This is a genomic window from Actinomadura rupiterrae (assembly GCF_024172125.1).
Classification (GTDB): Bacteria; Actinomycetota; Actinomycetes; order Streptosporangiales; family Streptosporangiaceae; genus Spirillospora; species Spirillospora rupiterrae.
The window spans coordinates 440,440-458,380 of the sequence record NZ_JAMZEA010000004.1 but is presented as its reverse complement, the minus strand read 5'-3'; the positions used below and the strand labels follow the sequence as shown (position 1 = coordinate 458,380).

Sequence of the window (17,941 nt, the reverse complement as noted above, 5' to 3'; positions counted from 1 at the left end):
CGGCGTCACCACGCGAAGGTCCGGTCGACGGCGTCGAGGACGCGGTCGAGGTCGGGCAGGTAGTGGTCCTCCAGCCGGGACGGCGGGTACGGGGTGGACGGCCCGCCGACGCGCAGCACCGGCGCCTCCAGCCGGTAGAAGCACCGCTCGGTGATCCGCGCGGCCAGCTCCGCGCCGAAACCGCTGAACACCGGGGCCTCGTGGACGACCACGCAGCGCCCCGTCCGGTTCACCGAGGCGGTGATCGTGTCGATGTCCAGGGGGTTCAGCGAGCGCAGGTCGATCACCTCCAGGGAGCGTCCCTCCTCGGCCGCCGCCGAGGCCGCCTCCAGGCAGGTCTTCACCGAAGGGCCCCAGGCGAGGACGGTCACGTGCTCGCCCGGCGCGACGACGCGCGCGCTGTTCAGCGGCGTCCAGGACGAGGCGGCGGACTCCAGGTCCACCGCCGCCTTCTCCCAGTACCGCCGCTTCGGCTCGAAGAAGATCACCGGGTCGGGGGAGGTGATCGCCTGCTGGATCATCGTGAACGCGTCCGACGGGTTCGAGCAGGCCACCACGCGCAGCCCGGCGGTGTGCGTGAAGTACACCTCGGGCGACTCCGAGTGGTGCTCCACCGCGCCGATGCCGCCGCCGCACGGGATCCGGATGACCACCGGCACCTGCGTCGCGCCGAGCGACCGCATGTGCATCTTCGCCAGCTGCGTGATGATCTGGTCCGCCGCGGGGAACACGAACCCGTCGAACTGGATCTCCACCACGGGCCGGTAGCCGCGCAGCGCCAGCCCGATCGCAGTGCCGACGATGCCGGACTCGGCGAGCGGCGTGTCGATCACCCGCTCCTCGCCGAAGTCCTTCTGCAGGCCGTCCGTCACGCGGAACACGCCGCCGAGCTTGCCCACGTCCTCGCCCATGACGACGACCTTGGGGTCGTTCTCCATGGCCTTGCGCAGGCCCTCGTTGATGCCCTTGGCCAGGGTGATGGTGTCGCCGCTCATCGACCCGCCCCCTCATCCTCGAACGACGCCAGGTAGGCGGCGAACTGCTCCTGCTCCTCGGTCATCAGGGGGTGCGGCTCGGCGTACACGTGCTCGAAGATCGCCATCGGGTCCGGGTCGGGCAGCGCGAGGCACGCCCTCCGCAGCTCCGTCGCCATCTTCTTGGCCTCGGCCTCGACCTCGTCGAAGAACGCCTGGTCCGCGTCGCCCTGCTTGACCAGGTACGCCTTGACCCGCTCGATCGGGTCCTTGAGCTTCCAGGCCTCCTCTTCGGCCTTCAGCCGGTAGCGCGTCGGGTCGTCCGTCGTGGTGTGGGCGCCCATCCGGTAGGTGTAGGCCTCGATCAGCGTCGGGCCCTGCCCGTCCCGCGCGTGCTCAAGCGCCTTCCGCGTCACCGCGAGGCAGGCGAACACGTCGTTGCCGTCCACCCGGACGCCCGGGAACCCGAAGCCCTGCGCCCGCTTGTACAGCGGGATCCGGGACTGCTTCTCCAGCGGCTCGGAGATCGCCCACTGGTTGTTCTGGCAGAAGAACACGATCGGCGCGTTGAACACGCTGGCGAACACGAACGACTCGTTCACATCGCCCTGGGACGTCGCGCCGTCGCCGAAGTAGGCGATGGTCGCGCCGGCCTTGTCGGACCCGAGAACGCCGTCCCGCTGGACCCCCATCGCGTACCCGGTCGCATGCAGCGTCTGCGACCCGATCACGATCGTGTACAGGTGGAACCCGTGCTCCTTCGGGTCCCAGCCGCTGTGGTTGACGCCGCGGAACAGTCCCAGCAGACTCAGCGGCTCCACATTGCGGCAATAGGCGACGCCATGCTCCCGGTACGTGGGAAACACCATGTCGTTGCCGGTCAGCGCCCTGCCGGAGCCGATCTGCGCGGCCTCCTGGCCCAGCAGCGACGCCCAGATGCCCAGCTCGCCCTGCCGGGTGAGCGCCACGGCCTCCAGGTCGATCCGCCGGACCGTGACCAGGTCGCGGTACAGTCCCCGCACCTGCTCGGCGGTGAGCTCCAGCGGGTAGTCGGGATGGTCGACGCGCTCACCCTCCGGGGTGAGCAGCTGCACGAGTTCGGAGTCGGCGAGCTCGCCGCTGCCCGGCGCGCCGCGCACGGAGTCGATCGTCATTGATGACACTCCTCGTTCGGGGCCGGTCCTCGGGATCGCCGCGAACCGACCGACCTCAGTGGCCTTCTTCCCCCGGGTAAAAGGGGACGAATGCCGCTCATGCCATCGTGGCAGACATCACACCCATGAACGCAAGACCCTGCTTACGAGGTTCCCTACCCCGCCCAGCCCCCCGCCATCCTGCCCTCCCACGTCACAGCCCCCTACACAAAGGCTCTAGCGCCCCCCACCACCCCCCAAACCAAAGATCAAAACCCCACCCCCACCCCCGCAGCCGACCCCACCAAACCCGCCGGGGCCACATCGCCCTCCAGCCGACAACCCACCGAAAGCGCACCCGCCCACCGGCACCGCAAGAGCCCCCCACCATCCCCCGCCCCCAACCACGCAAGGCCCGCAAGCAGCCGCCAACCACGCAAGCCCCCTTGAAGCACGCCGACCACGCGAGCCCCATTGGGAACCCAGCTGCAACGCCTCCGCCTCCGCGCCTTACCGCCCTCCGCCCCCACCGGCCCTCTGCCCCCACCGGCCCTCTGCCCCCACCGGCCCTCCGCCCCCACCGGCCCTCTGCCCCCACCGGCCCTTTGCGCCCGACCAGGCCTCGGCGTCTTCCTAGGCGTCAGGCGTGGACGAGCGTGACGGGGCGTCCGGACGGAGTCGTTGCAGCGTCGATCACGGTCCGGTCGGCGATCGCCGGGGCGTTAGTCCGGCGATCGAAGACGATGAGCGTGCCGGTATCGAGACCGAGATCATCGAGGTAACCGTCAAGCTGGTCCAAGCCCTTCGCGACCTGATCACCGGACTTGTCGGTGCGCACCTTCAGCTCGAACGCCGAAAGCTGGACGACCCGACGCCCGTGCTCGTCCAGGTGAGGCTTGCGGACGGCGATGTCCACCCGGTCGCGGCCCACGGCGTACTCGCGGTCGATGAATCCCCCGCCGTTCACCACGCGCTGGAGGTAGGCCATGAAAACGAGCTGGCAGGCGAACTCGTGATACGTCTCGCGCTTGTCCAGGATCTCGCCGTTGGCCTTCCAGAAGGCCACGAACTCGGTGATGAGGCGTGGAATGTCGAGCCGCCCGTCCGGGAGCAGGAAAGTGCGCGGATCCGCGTCGATCGAGGCTTCCACTCCCTGCGAGAGGACCCGGACGATGACCTCCTGGTAGATCGGATTGGCGATCTGAATCGGCAGGTTCTGGGAGACCAGCCCCAGATCGCGGACGAACGAGAGGTCATCGTTGTAGCTCTGGTCCACCGGCGGGAACGTCCCGGCCAGGATCGGCTCGATGACGCGCTGCACGCGAAGCTCCCCGAGCCGCTCGACCAGCGAGTCGAGATGGGTCGCCCGTTCAAGGATGAGGCGCTCGACGGCCTCCTCGATATGGGCGTCGGTGATCGACTCACTCACGGGGACTCGCATCTCACGGGTGACATGCCGTGCCAGGGCGTTCACGAGCCATGGCTGCCCCTGGCTGGCTTCGTAGGCGCGCTGGACGGCGTGAGGCTCGAACTTCTGCCCGGTGTCCTCGGTGTGCTGGCCGTACAGCTCCGCGACCTCGCCAAAGGTGAAATCGCCGAGCCGAAGTGACTCGGCTTTGATGTTGAACGGACTGGAGCCGTCGCCCGAGGCCATCTTGTACTCGCGGACGTCGCGCAGCCCGCAGAGCGCCACCGAATGAGGAAATGCCTCGGGATGGGTCGTGTATCCGCTGCGAAGCTGGCTGAGGACGCTGACCAAGCCCTTCCCGCTCAGGGCGTCGAACTCGTCGAAGAACAGGACGAGAGGACGTGGCGATCTGAGTGCCCACGCGGCCAAGGCACCACAGAGACGCGTACCCGGAAACGATTCAGGCCAGGGCGTCGGCGGTGCGCAGTCCGGCGGGATGTCGAACGCCGCGCAGGACTCGCGGATCGCGGTCAGCACCGCCTCTTCTGCGGCGGCGTAGTCGTCGCCCGTGACCTGTGCGTCCTCGCAGGAGAAATGGGTCGCAACGTATCGTCCCTCGGAGTTGAGGGCCCGGGCCAGAGACGCCAGCGTCGTGGTCTTGCCTGTCTGCCGGGGCGCGTACACGCTGAAGTACAACCCCTCCTCGATCAACTCCCGGGCTTGGAGGAGGCGCGGCTCCGGCGGGAGCATGTAATGCCGACCTTGACGACACGGCCCCGCGATATTGAAAGACCTCACTCTGAGTACGCTATCGGTCACTCAATTGCGTCCGGCAAGGTTTCGCACAGGAAGATCCGCCTTTCGAAGTGCTCCTGGACCGCGAATCAGCGGAGCCGTGTCCGAAGGAAGGCTTCGACGTCCGCACGCCGGAAACGGAGGTGCCCGACGGCGTCCGGGCGTAGGGGAGCAGACCGCGCGCCGCCCACCCGCTCACTGTGGAGCGCGCGACCCGAAACATCGCGGCGACCTCGGTACTGGTGAGCAGCTCGGAGTCTCCATCGCGGGTCACCGCGCGTCGAGATCCTCGTTGCACTGGACGACGACCTCGGCCAGTTCGGTGATGTCGTCGTACGGGTACCGGACGGTCCCGGTGTCCGGCGCGGTGAGAAGCAGCCCGCTGGTCCGCGCCCACAACGTGATCTCAGGCCGGACGGACAGGACGGCCATGCCCCAGCCCTCGCACCGATACACCGGCCCGATCCCGCGCGCGACCAACTCGTCCTCCAGCAACCGCACGGCCGCGTGGCACCCCGGCACCTGCGGCACCGGCCGGCCGCGGGTGTACTCGCCGGCGAGCGGCACGGTGAAGTAGACCGCTTTGCCAGGGCTCGCGACGCTGCCGAGTCGGGCCCGCGAACGCTGCACGCCCCACGCGCCGTTGAGTTCGCGGGACAGTGCGGCCACGATCTCCAGCCCCCCCCGCCCGCCCTCGTCGTCCGGTGCCGCCTGCGGTGGCCGTCCCGGACACGGCCCGCGCCAGGCCGCGGTGTCGAAGATCTTGATGACGAGCTCGGACCGCCGGTTGCGAAGGTGTATCCGCAGTTCAGGAAGCCCGACAGGGGACGTCACGCTCGGCGCCCTGCCGCCGTAGGCGTGCACGAACACGTTCGTCCCGATCTCGGACACGGCAGTGCACACGTCCCCGACAACCTCGGAGCCGAACCCGAGCGCCCCCATGACCTCACGCACCCGCCGCCGCGCCTCGCGAGCACAAGTCCCGTCCACCGGCAACGCCCAAGCGGCGCACCCACCGCCGACCACGACGTCCCGCGCATCCCGAAGTTCCGCATTCTGCTCCTGAGCCCACATGACATCTCCTCCAGTGTCGTCCGTGCACGGAGCGTGTCGTGACGCTTGCATCGTGTGGTCATCCTCTGGTCCAGGGCAAGTGAAACGGCAAATTTGCTACACCGAATTCCGGCGAGTCCCCGCACGGACTGTCAGGAGCCCTGCACACTGAGCGCATGACCGATCGCCCGACGATTCGGATGCGGAAGCTGGCCGGCGAGCTGCGCCGACTGCGTGAGCGCTCGACGCTGACGCTGGAAGAGGCCGTGGCCGCGCTGCGCGCCCGTAAGGACGGCGGGCAGTGGTCGCCTGCGAAGCTGTCTCGCATCGAGACATGTGCTCGCCGGGTGCGAGCGCCGGACCTGGAAGAACTTCTGGAACTCTACGAAGTCCCAGAAGACAGGCGAGCGGCGCTGCGTTCCCTCGGCGCGTCCGCCCGCCAACGCGGCTGGTGGGACGCCTATGCCGACACCCTCAAGGGCGAGGCGCTCGCCGCCATTGAGCTTGAGGCCGAAGCGAGAACGCTGCGCTCGTTCGATGGCCTGGTGCTCAACGGGCTGCTCCAGACGGACGACTATGCGCGCGAGGTCATTCGGGTCGGCCTCATGCAGTTCGCCTCCAGGGCGGAGATGGACCGGAGAGTGGACGTGAGGCGGGAGCGTAGGAGGGTGCTTACTGACAGGCGGCCCGAGCCGCTCCGGCTCTGGACCATCGTGGACGAGGCGGCGTTGCGGAGAGTCGTCGGTGGTCCGGAGCTGATGTGGGAGCAGTACGAGCACCTCCTGTCGGTGGCTGAGCTGCCCAATGTGATGATCCAGGTGCTGCCTTTCGCCGGGGGAGCGCATCCCGGGCTCAGCGGCGAGTTCTCGATCCTGGACTTCGCCGACTCGGCCGTCCCTGACGTCGCCTACTACGACAACCTCTCCGGTGTCGCCTACGTCGAGGACGAGGATGAGGTCTTTCGCTACTCGCTCGCCTTCAATCAGCTCGCGACCGCGGCCCTCGGCCTGGACGAGTCCCTGCGGCTGATCGCGACCCTGGCGCAAGGTCCCCAGTGAGAGGTATTCAGGGTGCATGTACCTGAATGCGGAGATTTGCTGGCGTCGCAGCTCCTGGTCCGGCGAAGGAATGAACTGTGTCGAGCTCGCGGCGCTCCCACCTGGGGATGGGTTCGCGGTGCGTGACTCGAAGGATCCGGACGGCTCGCGCCTGCCGTTGGAGGCGTCCGGCTTGGCGGCGCTGCTGGCCGGGGTGAAGGCATCGGTGAGGTGACCTGTTGGCCGGGCCCGCGCAGGCTCGTGGTGGGGCTGCGCGGGGCGGGGTTCGGTGCCAGGATGGGCGCGTGAGGTGCCTCCGGTCCATCGCCGCCACGACCGTCGCTGCATCTCTCCTCGCCGCGTGCGGTGGCGGGCACAAGAAGTCCGAGCTGGGACACGAGCCGACTCCGCGGCCGACGCGTCCCGGTCAGGTCGTCGTCATCGGTGGCGATCCGGACGCGGCCGGTGCCCGAAGCGGTGCTTACGCCGTGGATGTGCGACTTCCGTCGAACGGCGGCCTCGCCTACGACGCGGCCAAGCACATCGTCTACTTCAACCTGCTCAGTGGCCGCCCGGACGATGCCTTGGTCGGTGGCATCGGGCCTGACGGGCGCCTCGTCACCCGGGTCGTCCCCGCTCAGGCGGATCAGCTCGCCTTCCATGGCGGCGACCTGTGGCCCATGTCGTCGCACGATGGACTCCGTCTGGACCGAGTGAACACCGAGACGGGGCAGGCCCGCACCTACCTCAAATGGCAGGCCGGCGCCCGGGACGGCATTCGCGTTCGTGATGTCTCAGGCGGGACGACCAGCGCGGACGAGGCGGACCGGCTGGCGCGCTACTGGCAGGGGTCGGTCTTCACGGTCCTCAACGATGGCCGGGCTGTGGTGGCGAACCGGCGCGGTGAACTGTTCCTCGTCCCGGCCGAGGGAACGCTGCAGGCTTGGGCGCCCAAGGGGTTCGCTGACGCCTTGACCAAGGCGTCAGGCGGCGCCGACTTCGGCCCGACTGCCGTGACCGCCGACGGTTTGCATGGGTTGGTCGTCCTCGGGCGGCGGGGGCTGATCCGGGTCAGCGACGACGGCGTGACCTCGGCTGTCGCTTTCCCGAAGTCGGTCTGGAGTCTGCCTCCTTGGACGGCGGTGACCGACATCGGAGACGGGACGCTGCTGCTGCTCGGCGGTATAAAGGCCCCCGAGTTCATGCAGGCGCGGCCCGTCCTGGTTCGGCCTGATGGCGCATTGGAAAGCCTCAAGCTCGGCGGCTACACGTCGTGTGGACGCTTCGACGGGTCGATGAATTACGTCGCTGGCGGCAATCCGGGCGGGATTGTTCGACTTGCGGATGGTACGTTCGTTGCATCCGATATTGATTGTCGAAGGATCTATCGTTTCAGGCTGCCCGAGGGGCTTTCGGGGACGCCGCTCAGGTGAAGCCTAGTTTTGCGGAGCATTGTGATCGGCGGGGTTCTGTATCGCCTCGACGAGTTCCCGGCCGGTGACGAACTGCCCGCCCGTGCGGCCGAGGCGCAGGTTCAGCGCCCATCGGATCACTCGCGACGCAGAGGCCTCGTCGAGGGAGGACCGGCGAAGCAGAGCATCGATCTCGCCGTTGCCCGTGTGCTTGTCGTGGGCGAGATAGTAGGCGCGTGCGAGGTCGATGTAGAGCTGGTCTGAATAGGTGGAGACCTTCGCCTTGATGGCTTCGACTCGTTTGTCGAAGTCGGCATCGTCCACCCGGGTCAGGCCGAAGTTCGTGAGCGCGTTGGTCCCGTCCACGGCGCCTGGAATCTCGTCGAACTTGGTGGTGGCCAAGTAGGCGACGATGACGTCGCGAAGAATGCTCAGGTGCTTCGCGGCGTCCTGGTATTGCTGCTGGGTCAGCTTTTCATTATTGGTGCGCTCGGCGATGTATCCACTGATGAGGTTGCCTTCGAGGTAGCCGGAGCGCGTCTCGGCGTCGCCAAGCACCCCGTTGCGCAGCCCCCAGGCCAGGAGGTGCTGGCGGTACTGCTGCGCCGCGAAAGCCAGTTGGGCATAGGTCTTGTCATCGGCCGCGAGCGTCCGGAGGAAGGCCTGGATCGTGTCCCCGGACAGGTTGATGTAGGTGCGGCCCGTGACGGGATCGGTGTCGGGCAGATCGGTTCCGCGCGAGGTCTTGTTCGCATCGGCCAGGGTGGCTAGGTGCATACGGGCGATATCGAGCAGTCCGGCACGCAGACCCGGACCTAGTTCGGCCGCGTAATGCTTGCTGTGCGGCACCCAGCCCGGGGCTTTGCTCTGGTCCGGCAGGATGTCGCCGAACGGCCACCAGTCGGGCGGATTGCCGCTCCTGAGATACGCGCTCAGCTTCTCGCGCCCGCTCTGGTTCCACCACGCGACCGCCTTCATCGCATCGGCGGCATTGCGGGCGGCCTGTCCTTCGTGACCTCTTTCGGGTGTCGTGGCGAGACGGATGACCGAGCCGGCGGTCGTTCCGCCTTCTGGCCAGTCCGGCGAGATGAGCAGCGCCATGTAGGTGCCGCCCATGGCGCGGGTCAGCCAGGTGAGCGGCCTGGCCTTGTCGGCGTCGGCGATGGTGAACGCCTTCTCCAGGCGGGTCGCCGCAAGTTCGCGCGCGGCGGCGAGGTCGTGTTGGGCGGCGATGCGTCCGAGCACGTTCAGCGCCGGGTCGTACTCGCGCAACGCCTTGGCGCGCGGCTGCCCCACGAGATTCGTCAGCCCCCAGTCCTGCCACCACGGATGGTCCGGCTGGTTGACCACTTCGCTATGCGGCTCCCCGGAGAGCACGCCGCTGGACTGATGGATCTCGTAGGACGGGTGGGTCTGGCGCCAGCGGAGGGAGGCTCGGGCCAGATCCAGGAGGATGGATGAGCTCCAGCGGACGTTGGGGGCGCTGAGGCGGACGAGGAGGCCCTGGCCGGGCATGTCGGAGCCGATGGGGCCCAGGGCGTTGTCGACCGGTTGGCGCTGGCGGCGGGAGAGGGCGGCCAGGGCGGTTCCCATGTCGCTGATCAGTGCTTTGTCTTGGACGGTGAGCGGGGTGCCCTCGTGGTGTTTGTAGAGGGTGTAGGGGAGTTTGCCGATGGAGCCCGGCGGGACGCGGGAGAAGAAGGCGGCCAGGTAGTCCGGGTCGTCGGCGTGGTCGCGGAGGCTGCGGGCGATGTCGGTCAGGAGGGGGGACGGGCCGGACGTGCCCGGGGCGGCGCTGAAGGCGAGGGCCTGCATGCGGCCCAGGTCGGCCATCTCGCGGGGGCCGAAGCGTTCAGGGATGGGGACCAAAGGGCCCTGTAGGAGGAGGGCCGGGTTCGCTCGGTTCTCGGCCAGGGCGTAGTGGATGCGGGTGCGCATGCGTTCGGCTTCGGTTTTGCACCACGCGGCGGTGCGCGCGCACTGGCCGACGTCCGGGTCGTCCGGGCAGGTGAGGAAGAGGCGGCGTAAGCGGGAGGCGCAGGCGGGGAGGCCGTCGGCGGCGCGGTTCAGGGCTGCTTCCAGGCGCTGCATGCCGGTCGGGGAGGCCGAGGCCATGCCGGGGGAGCCGGATGCGGGGACGACTCGGGGCATCGGGGGCGGGGCGGTCACCAGGGGGATCTGGTTGTGCGCGGCGACCTGGTCCAGGAGGCGGGACATCATCCGGTCGAGGGAGCGGAGGTGTCCGGCGAGGTCGGTGGTGAAGGCCGCGGCGCCGCCCCCTTGCCAGACCTGGGGGGACAGCGCCCGGCAGACCGCGCCCATCAGCCCGGACACGGCGCGTAACTCGGACTGCACAGCGGCTACGTCGATCTTGGTCGCGACCATCCGGTGCCGTCCCTCTCTGCGCGCGTACGGCACAGATAGCGCAGAGCGTCAGGTGCGTCAACGGCGTCGGTCAGGCACAGCGGGACGATTTCGACGCGTGATGCGCCTTCGTTACTCGCGGGAGAGGGCGCGGGTGATGCCGGCGGCGGCGGTGAAGCCGAGGACGAGGCCGAGCATGGAGATCGTGTAGGCGATCCACTGGTCGATGCCCTTGGGGGCGTACTGGCCGGTCAGGCCGATGTTCCCGATCGGCAGTATGAGGTCGATCGTGTACCAGAACGAGTTGAAGTGGGGGTTCTGGCCGGTGTCGAGGCGCGTCGGGGTGCGGAAGTGGAAGTAGACCGAGCCGAAGACGATCAGGGCGATCAGCCAGGACGCGGCGCGGAACGGGAGGTAGCCGTAGCCGACCAGGATCTCCTGCATCCAGCCGATTGCCTTGCGCGCCGGGCCCTGGGACGCGCGGCGGTCGCGGGACTTGGCGAGCAGCACGTTGCGCCCGTCGGCGTCGAGGCCGAGGGAGCGGTAGGCGGTGGCGAGGCGCTCGTAGGGCTGCGGGGCGTAGCCGTCGGTGTCGCGGTGCAGCCAGTCGAGGCGCTGGCGGGCGTTCAGCGCGGGGTCGAGGTTGTCGTACTGGAAGCCGTCCAGCTGGAGGCGCTCGGGCCATGTTCGCGGGTCGTCGCGGAAGAGGCTGATCTTGGCGTAGGAGAGGTCGACGGCGCCGCGGATGGGCTCGGTCGGGCGGAGCAGGACCTCCTCGGCCTGGAGGCGCTGGACGTTGAGGGCCGTCCCCTCGGCGACGCCGAGGCGCGCGCCGCGCAGGCTCAGCTGGCCGGTGATGCGGGCGCCCGCGAACGAGACCGTGCCGTCCGAGGAGAAGCCGTCCGAGCAGTAGACGTCGGTCTCGACGCCGAGGTCGTCGGCGTTCAGGGCCGTCCCGGACGGGTGGGACAGCTCGGCGCCGACGAACGACAGGTAGCCGCCGACGCGCGCGCCGCGCATGCGGAGCTCGCCCTGCGCCTGGAAGCCGCCGTCGCAGAACACGTTCGCCGCGACGTCCAGCCGGGACGCGTAGAGCGCGACGCCGCCCGGGTTGTGCAGCCGGGCCTCGCGGAAGATCAGCTGGCCGCCGACGCGGGCGCCCGGCAGGCGGACCTCGCCCTGCGCGGTGAACCCGCGGTCGCAGTAGACGTTCGCGTCCACGAGCATCCGGTCGGCGAGCAGCGCGTCGCCCTGCGGGTTGGTCAGGTACACCCCGGACATGTTGAGGATGCCGCTGATGTGCGCGCCGTCCAGCCACAGCCCGCCGTGGACGCGGCTGCCCTCCAGCCACAGGTGCCCGTCGATCCGCGTCCCGGACGCGACCAGGCCCGGCAGGCGGCAGCGCATCAGGTGGACGCTGTTCATCTGCGCCCAGTACAGGTGCGGCGCCTCGTCGAACACGCAGCCGGTCAGCGCGAGCGGGACGGAGACCTGCGCGTGCCCGAGGTTCAGCGACCCGGTGATCCGCGCGCCGGTCAGCCGGACGCCCGGCACCTGCCCCGGCGACTGCTCGACCGCGCCGAGCAGCAGCGCCACCAGGACCTCCGCGCGGACGGTCCGGTCCGGACCCCAGTGCGCGATCTGGTCGCTGACCGTGGGATCGCCGCCGGTCAGGTCCACGGCCTCGCCGCGCGGGAAGGCCTCCCACAGCCTGCGCTCGGGGGCGGAAAGCTCATCGAAGTCCATGGGCGCTCCGGGGGACGGTGGCGGGTCTTGCGGCATGTGCCCTGCCATGGTGCCGTACGCTTCACTTTCGTAGGTAGGCGCAGATCAATGAGGGGGGCGGCCGTGGCTCGCGTCGTCGTCGACGTCATGCTCAAGCCGGAAATCCTGGACCCGCAGGGCCAGGCCATCGCCCGCAAGCTTCCGCAGCTGGGCTTCGAGGGCGTGCCGGCCGTCCGCCAGGGCAAGCGTTTCGAGCTGGAACTGGACGGTCCGGCCGACGAGGCCGCGCTGGAGCGGGCCCGCAAGATCGCCGAGACGCTGCTGGCGAACCCGGTCATCGAGACCTTCGAGGTCCACGCGCTCTGACGCGTCCTCCGGATGTTGCCTTTCTTGTGTGGAAAGGTACGCGTTCGGCGGGGTGCGGCCTGGTTCTCGCCGCTTGACCTGATCTGTCAGCGGCATCTGACCCGGGATCAGCGGTGCGGACGGCCCGGCGGAACGCGCGTTCGTCCGAACAGGGCCCGGCTTCCGTTCTGCTGGCCGTCCCGGGCGTTTTTTGAGCGCTCGGTCACGGTGGACGGGGTCCGGGCGGCGGATGTGGTGCGTTCCACAAAACCCGCGCCCCCGGTCAGTCGATCAGACTTTTTCTTCGTCTCACACGCAGTTCACGTAAAGACCTGACACCCTGGCGATTACGGCGCTTTGGGGCGGGGAAGCCTTACATGAGTTGAGACGTTGCCAGCGAGCGCGCTCCGGGCCGAGTCCGCGCACGGCGTGACGCGGCCCGGGGGACGGACCGAGGTGCACGGTGGACATGAAGTTCTCCCTCGCCTTGCCCCGAGAGGCCCTGAGCATCCCCGTGGTCAGACGGGTCGTGGGGGACGCGCTGCGCGGGCTCGGCGTCGCCGAGGACTGCGTCTCCGACATCCTCGTCGCGACCTCCGAGGCCTGCACCAACGTCGTCCAGCACGCCCGCAACTGCAGCGACTACGAGGTCGTCGGGCACGTCGACGACGGCGTCTGCCTGCTGCAGGTCACCGACTGGGGGCACGGGCACGGGCCCCGGCACACCCCCGAGCCGTCAGGGGACGGCCTCCCGCTCGACGCGTCGGGATCGTTCGACCCCGGCGCTTTGCGCGAGTCCGGCCGCGGACTGCGCATCATGCGCGCCCTCCTCGACGACCTCACCATCGAGACCGCCCCCGACCGCGGGACGGTCGTCCAGATGCACAAGCGCCTGACCTGGCGCGACGAGTCCCTGATCCGCCGCCTGGAACACCCCCTGGCCCGCAGCGCCGGCTAGGCGGTGTTTACGCAGTCACGGCCCACTGCGCTCGCCTAGCGGCTCGCTCCGTGACCGTGCCGGGGCGAACGCGGCATCGCTTCGCGATCAACCCGGGTGCCGCTCGCCTTCGGCGTCGCGGCACCCGGGTTGGTCACGCGTTCGCGCGCGTGGCCGAGGCCACTTCGAAACAGGCCCTAGCCCCCGCCCGTCCCGCCGACGCGGACGCGCGGCGGCGTCGGTCTCAGCGCAAAGGCGTGGCGTCGCTCAACGGCACGAGCAGCGCGGGGCGCGGTGCCGGTCAGCGGCCGGGCGCGGCCGGGCGCGGACGCGGCGGAGGGTAGGTGGTCGCGCTGGGTGAGGGGTAGGGGCTTGTGCGCAGTGTCGGGCGGGGGGATGCGCGGCGCCGGTAGGGCTCAACGCGTGACGCCGGGTAGATTGGGACACGCGCGGGGGGATTGTGACGCGCGCGCGGGAGTGATCGGCGGCGCAGAGCTGCAGCTCAGGGCTGGACCAGCCCGTCCCGGCCGCCCTCATTTCGGAGGAATGACAAGAGATGGACGCTGCCCGGGTTGGGGTCATCACCTTCCCAGGTTCTCTCGACGACCGTGACGCGGCACGCGCCGTACGGCTCGCGGGGGCCGAACCGGTCTCGCTGTGGCACGCCGAGCACGACCTGCAGGGGGTCGACGCGGTGGTGCTGCCCGGAGGTTTCTCCTACGGCGACTACCTGCGCGCGGGCGCCATCGCCCGGTTCGCGCCGATCATGACCGAGGTGATCGCGGCCGCCAGGGACGGCCTGCCCGTGCTCGGAATCTGCAACGGCTTCCAGGTGCTGTGCGAGTCGCACCTGCTGCCGGGCGCCCTGCTGCCCAACGCCGGGCTGCACTTCGTCTGCCGCGACCAGCGGCTCCGCCTGGACAACACCTCCACCGCCTGGACGGGCGAGTACCGGTCCGGGCAGGAGCTGGTGATCCCGATCAAGAACGCGGACGGGCGGTACGTCGCCGACGCCGACACGATCGACGAGCTGGAGACCTCCGGCCGGATCGTGGCGCGCTACCTCGACGTGAACCCGAACGGCTCGCAGAACGACATCGCGGGCATCACCAACGAGGCCGGGAACGTGGTCGGCCTCATGCCGCACCCCGAGCACGCCGTGGAGTCCCTGACCGGGCCGTCCGCCGACGGGCTCGGCTTCTTCACCTCGATCGTCAAGAGACTGGTCAACGCATGAGCGAGCAGCGCCCCGACAAGTCCGGCGCGGCCCACGAGGAGGCGACCTACGAGTGGTTCGCCGACCTCAAGGACGACTCCGACGACCCCGAGCTGCAGCCCGTCGACCCCTCGGTGACGCAGGCGTTCGCGGCGGTCGTGGACGAGGCCGACGCCGCGCCCTCGACCGGCCCGATCCCGGGCGTCCCGGGCGAGGAGGGCGCGGCCGCGGACGAGGCGTCCGACGACACGCCGCTGCCGCCTCCCCCCACCACGCCTGACCCCGACCTCGTCCGCGCCATGCGCGACGAGGCCGCCGACGTGCCCGTCCCCGGTCTGGACGACCAGGCCGCCGCCGCGCAGCAGGCCGCCGCCGGGCACAGCGCCTCCGGCCCGCGCGCCGCCGCCGCTGCGTCCCCGTCCGCGTCCGGGCCGCTCGGTTCGGGTTCCGGCCCGCTCGGCGTCCCGCACGGCGGTTCCGGTTCGCAGGCCGCTCCGGTTCCCGGCGCGTCCCCGGTGCCCGGCTCGGACCCGCAGGCCGTGATCTTCCCGGACCCGCAGGCCGCCGCGCTGTTCGCCGCGTCCGCCGCCAACGCCGGCGAGGGCGCTCCTGCCGCGCAGCCGACGTTCGGCTCCGCCTTCGACTCCGGCCCGCAGGCCCTCGGCCAGGACCTCGGCTCCCAGGCGCCGCTCGGCTCGAACCCCGCGCCGCAGCCGCCCGTCCCGCATGCCGAGTCGCCGCTCGACGGCGGTTTCGGTTCGGGCCCGCAGCCGTCCTACGGCTCCGGTCCGCAGGTCGTCGCCGCATCCAACACCGGCCCGCAGCCAGCGGTCGGCTCGAACACGGGTCCTCAGCCCGCTGTCGGTTCGAACACTGGGCCTCAGCCTGCCGTCGGTTCCAACACCGGGCCTCAGCCCGCCGTGAACACCGGTCCGCAGCCGACCGTCGGTTCCAGCACGGGCCCGCAGCCTGCTGTCGGCTCCAACACCGGGCCGCAGCCTGCCGTTTCGGACGACCCGAATGCCGCGGGCCAGGACGCGACCGCCGCGCTCGTCGCGATGTCGAACGCCCAGCAGCAGCCCGGCCAGGCCGGTCAGCCTGGGCAGCCCGGCCAGCGCGACAGCCGGCCGACCCCCGTCCCCGACCAGGGCACCGACACGGTCGAGATCGCCGCGCGGACGCCCGACAAGCCGCAGCCGTGGGCCGAGCTCGGCATGGCCGAGGACGAGTACCGGCGCGTCCGGGACATCCTGGGCCGCCGCCCGACCTCCGCCGAGCTGGCGATCTACTCGGTGATGTGGTCGGAGCACTGCTCCTACAAGTCGTCCAAGGTGCACCTGCGCCAGTTCGGCGACAAGGCCCCGCAGACCGACGCGCTGCTGGTCGGCATGGGCGAGAACGCCGGTGTCGTGGACGTCGGCCAGGGCTGGGCGGTGACCTTCAAGGTCGAGTCGCACAACCACCCGTCCTACGTCGAGCCGTACCAGGGCGCCGCGACCGGCGTCGGCGGCATCGTCCGCGACATCATGTCGATGGGCGCGCGTCCCGTCGCCGTCATGGACGCGCTGCGGTTCGGCCCGGCGGACGCCCCCGACACCCACCGCGTCCTGCCCGGCGTGGTCGCGGGCATCGGCGGCTACGGCAACTCGCTCGGCCTGCCGAACATCGGCGGCGAGACCGTCTTCGACGCCTGCTACGCCGCGAACCCGCTGGTCAACGCGCTGTGCGTGGGCGTGATGAAGCACGAGGACATCAAGCTCGCCACCGCCCCCGGCCCCGGCAACCAGGTGATCCTGTTCGGCGCCATGACCGGCCCGGACGGCATCGGCGGCGCGTCCGTGCTCGCCTCGGCGAACTTCGACGACGCGTCCCAGGCCAAGCGGCCCTCGGTGCAGGTCGGCGACCCGTTCATGGAGAAGCTGCTGATCGAGTGCTGCCTGGAGCTGTTCCGGGCGGACCTGGTCGTCGGCATCCAGGACCTCGGCGCGGCGGGCGTGTCCTGCGCGACGACCGAGCTCGCCGCCGCCGGCACCGGCGGCATGGACGTGGACCTCGACGCCGTCCCGCTGCGCGACCAGACGCTGCGCCCCGAAGAGATCCTCATGTCGGAGTCGCAGGAGCGCATGATGGCGGTCGTCGAGCCCGCCAAGGTGGACGACTTCCTGGCGATCTGCGGCAAGTACGAGATCCCCGCGACCGTCATCGGCGTGGTCACCGACACCGGCCGGCTCACCATGACCTGGCGCGGCGAGAAGATCGTCGACATCCCGCCGGGCACCGCCGCCGACGAGGGCCCGGTCTACGAGCGGCCGATCGCGCCGCCCGCCGACCTCGCCGCGATCCAGTCCGACACGCCGGGACGGCTGACCAGGCCGTCCAGCGGCGACGAGATCCGCCGGACGGTGCTGTGGCTCGCCGGGTCCCCGAACCTGGCCAGCAAGACCTGGGTCACCTCGCAGTACGACCGGTACGTGCTGGGCAACACCGTCCTCGCGATGCCGGAGGACGCGGGCGTCGTCCGCATCGACGACGCGTCCGGGCTGGGCATCGCGCTCTCGCTGGACGGCAACGGGCGCTACACGCGGCTCGACCCGTACGCGGGCGCGCAGCTCGCGCTGTCCGAGGCGTACCGGAACGTCGCCGCGACGGGCGCCCGTCCACTCGCCGTGACGAACTGCCTGAACTTCGGCTCCCCGGAGGACCCGGGCGTCATGTGGCAGTTCGCCCAGGCCGTGACGGGCCTCGCGGACGCCTGCCAGTACCTCGGCACCCCGGTGACCGGCGGCAACGTCTCGTTCTACAACCAGACGGGCGACCAGGCGATCAACCCGACCCCGGTCATCGGCGTCCTCGGCGTGCACGACGACGTCCGCCGCCGGGTGAACATGGCGTTCGTCAGCGAGGGCGCGACGCTCGCGCTGCTCGGCGAGACGCGCGAGGAGTTCGGCGGCTCGGAGTGGGCGCACGTCGTCTACGGCCACATGGGCGGCCTGCCGCCGAAGGTGGACCTCGCCGCCGAGACCGCCCTCGCGTCCGTGCTGGTCACCGCCGCCCGCGAGGGGCTGCTGTCGGCCGCGCACGACCTGTCGGACGGCGGCCTGTCCCAGGCGCTCGTCGAGTCCTGCCTCCGCGGCGGCCTCGGCGCGCGGATCACGCTGCACGGCGACCCGTTCGTCCAGCTGTTCAGCGAGTCGGTCGCGCGCGCGGTCGTCGCGATCCGCCCGGGCTCGGAGTCCCGCGTCGCCGCGCTGTGCGAGCAGTACGGCGTCCCGGTCAGCCAGATCGGCGTCGCGGGCGGCGACTCCCTCACCGTCACCGGCGGCGACCAGCAGGAGGTCTTCTCCATCTCCCTCGCCGAACTCCGCGAAGCCCACGAGCGAACCCTGCCGAGCTACGCGTCCTGATTTGAGCCCCGGCTCCGAGAGGCTCGCCTAGCGGCTCGCCTCTCGGCCCGGTTGCTCATGCGAGCGCTGCATCGCTTCGCGATCTACCGTGCCGCGCTCGCTGTGCGGGATGCGGTTGTCGCGTTGAGGGGGGCCCAG

General features: G+C 70.3%; 14 protein-coding genes. 7 read left to right on the top strand and 7 right to left on the bottom strand.

Annotation, left to right across the window (positions count from 1 at the left end; genetic code table 11):
- Positions 1–5: 5 nt before the first annotated feature.
- The 5 genes from FHU30_RS15085 to FHU30_RS15065 all read right to left on the bottom strand — a co-directional run bounded on the left by FHU30_RS15085 (position 6) and on the right by FHU30_RS15065 (position 5,384).
- Complete coding sequence (locus FHU30_RS15085; RefSeq protein ID WP_253876238.1) at positions 6–995, bottom strand: alpha-ketoacid dehydrogenase subunit beta; 990 nt, start codon at positions 993–995, stop codon at positions 6–8.
- A complete protein-coding gene (gene pdhA / locus FHU30_RS15080; RefSeq protein WP_253876237.1) occupies positions 992–2,128 on the bottom strand; it encodes a pyruvate dehydrogenase (acetyl-transferring) E1 component subunit alpha in 1,137 nt (378 codons plus the stop codon). The genes FHU30_RS15085 and pdhA overlap by 4 nt, the downstream gene beginning before the upstream one ends.
- A 619-nt stretch (positions 2,129–2,747) precedes the next feature.
- Complete coding sequence (locus FHU30_RS15075) at positions 2,748–4,265, bottom strand: hypothetical protein (RefSeq protein ID WP_253876235.1); 1,518 nt, start codon at positions 4,263–4,265, stop codon at positions 2,748–2,750.
- 58 nt (positions 4,266–4,323) lie between these two features.
- Entirely contained in the window at positions 4,324–4,584 is a 261-nt protein-coding gene (locus FHU30_RS47655) for a helix-turn-helix domain-containing protein (protein ID WP_372503885.1), read from the bottom strand.
- Positions 4,581–5,384 (bottom strand): ATP-binding protein, encoded by an 804-nt coding sequence (locus FHU30_RS15065; protein WP_253876234.1) that lies wholly within the window; start codon positions 5,382–5,384, stop codon positions 4,581–4,583. The genes FHU30_RS47655 and FHU30_RS15065 overlap by 4 nt, the downstream gene beginning before the upstream one ends.
- 155 nt (positions 5,385–5,539) lie before the next feature.
- Between FHU30_RS15065 and FHU30_RS15060 the strand changes: the two genes are divergently transcribed.
- The 3 genes from FHU30_RS15060 (at position 5,540) to FHU30_RS15050 (ending at position 7,833) form a co-directional block, all read left to right on the top strand.
- Positions 5,540–6,421, top strand: coding sequence for a DUF5753 domain-containing protein (locus FHU30_RS15060; protein WP_253876233.1), 882 nt, complete (start codon positions 5,540–5,542; stop codon positions 6,419–6,421).
- A 16-nt stretch (positions 6,422–6,437) separates the two neighbouring features.
- Positions 6,438–6,635, top strand: coding sequence for a DUF397 domain-containing protein (locus FHU30_RS15055; RefSeq protein ID WP_301323132.1), 198 nt, complete (start codon positions 6,438–6,440; stop codon positions 6,633–6,635).
- 70 nt (positions 6,636–6,705) lie between these two features.
- Entirely contained in the window at positions 6,706–7,833 is a 1,128-nt protein-coding gene (locus FHU30_RS15050) for a hypothetical protein (protein ID WP_253876232.1), read from the top strand.
- Positions 7,834–7,836: 3 nt separating this feature from the next.
- On the opposite strand, the gene FHU30_RS15045 is transcribed toward FHU30_RS15050, so the two are convergent.
- Positions 7,837–9,927 carry a hypothetical protein gene (locus FHU30_RS15045; RefSeq protein WP_253876230.1) on the bottom strand — a complete coding sequence of 697 codons (2,091 nt, stop codon included), beginning with the start codon at positions 9,925–9,927 and terminating at the stop codon, positions 7,837–7,839.
- 381 nt (positions 9,928–10,308) lie between these two features.
- Positions 10,309–11,922, bottom strand: coding sequence for a hypothetical protein (locus tag FHU30_RS15040; protein ID WP_253876228.1), 1,614 nt, complete (start codon positions 11,920–11,922; stop codon positions 10,309–10,311).
- Between the two features lie 102 nt (positions 11,923–12,024).
- Between FHU30_RS15040 and purS the strand changes: the two genes are divergently transcribed.
- From purS to purL, 4 genes are all read left to right on the top strand, one after another.
- Complete coding sequence (gene purS, locus FHU30_RS15035; protein WP_253876227.1) at positions 12,025–12,267, top strand: phosphoribosylformylglycinamidine synthase subunit PurS; 243 nt, start codon at positions 12,025–12,027, stop codon at positions 12,265–12,267.
- 448 nt (positions 12,268–12,715) lie between these two features.
- On the top strand, positions 12,716–13,204 hold the full coding sequence (locus FHU30_RS15030; RefSeq protein WP_253876226.1) for an ATP-binding protein: 489 nt from the start codon (positions 12,716–12,718) through the stop codon (positions 13,202–13,204).
- Positions 13,205–13,739: 535 nt separating this feature from the next.
- Entirely contained in the window at positions 13,740–14,420 is a 681-nt protein-coding gene (gene purQ, locus FHU30_RS15025; protein WP_253876225.1) for a phosphoribosylformylglycinamidine synthase subunit PurQ, read from the top strand.
- A gap of 1,193 nt (positions 14,421–15,613) precedes the next feature.
- Positions 15,614–17,803 (top strand): phosphoribosylformylglycinamidine synthase subunit PurL, encoded by a 2,190-nt coding sequence (purL, locus tag FHU30_RS15020; RefSeq protein WP_253876845.1) that lies wholly within the window; start codon positions 15,614–15,616, stop codon positions 17,801–17,803.
- Positions 17,804–17,941: the final 138 nt, after the last annotated feature.

Excerpts from the sequence above, each read along its gene's own strand:
- FHU30_RS15040 (WP_253876228.1), bottom strand. The coding sequence starts at position 11,922 with ATGGACTTCGATGAGCTTTCCGCCCCCGAGCGCAGGCTGTGGGAGGCC.
- FHU30_RS15085 (WP_253876238.1), bottom strand. The coding sequence starts at position 995 with ATGAGCGGCGACACCATCACCCTGGCCAAGGGCATCAACGAGGGCCTG.
- FHU30_RS15060 (WP_253876233.1), top strand. The coding sequence starts at position 5,540 with ATGACCGATCGCCCGACGATTCGGATGCGGAAGCTGGCCGGCGAGCTG.
- FHU30_RS15065 (WP_253876234.1), bottom strand. The coding sequence starts at position 5,384 with ATGTGGGCTCAGGAGCAGAATGCGGAACTTCGGGATGCGCGGGACGTC.
- purQ (WP_253876225.1), top strand. The coding sequence starts at position 13,740 with ATGGACGCTGCCCGGGTTGGGGTCATCACCTTCCCAGGTTCTCTCGAC.
- FHU30_RS15075 (WP_253876235.1), bottom strand. The coding sequence starts at position 4,265 with ATGCTCCCGCCGGAGCCGCGCCTCCTCCAAGCCCGGGAGTTGATCGAG.
- FHU30_RS15055 (WP_301323132.1), top strand. The coding sequence starts at position 6,438 with ATGTACCTGAATGCGGAGATTTGCTGGCGTCGCAGCTCCTGGTCCGGC.
- pdhA (WP_253876237.1), bottom strand. The coding sequence starts at position 2,128 with ATGACGATCGACTCCGTGCGCGGCGCGCCGGGCAGCGGCGAGCTCGCC.
- purL (WP_253876845.1), top strand. The coding sequence starts at position 15,614 with ATGGCCGAGGACGAGTACCGGCGCGTCCGGGACATCCTGGGCCGCCGC.
- FHU30_RS15045 (WP_253876230.1), bottom strand. The coding sequence starts at position 9,927 with ATGGCCTCGGCCTCCCCGACCGGCATGCAGCGCCTGGAAGCAGCCCTG.
- FHU30_RS15030 (WP_253876226.1), top strand. The coding sequence starts at position 12,716 with ATGAAGTTCTCCCTCGCCTTGCCCCGAGAGGCCCTGAGCATCCCCGTG.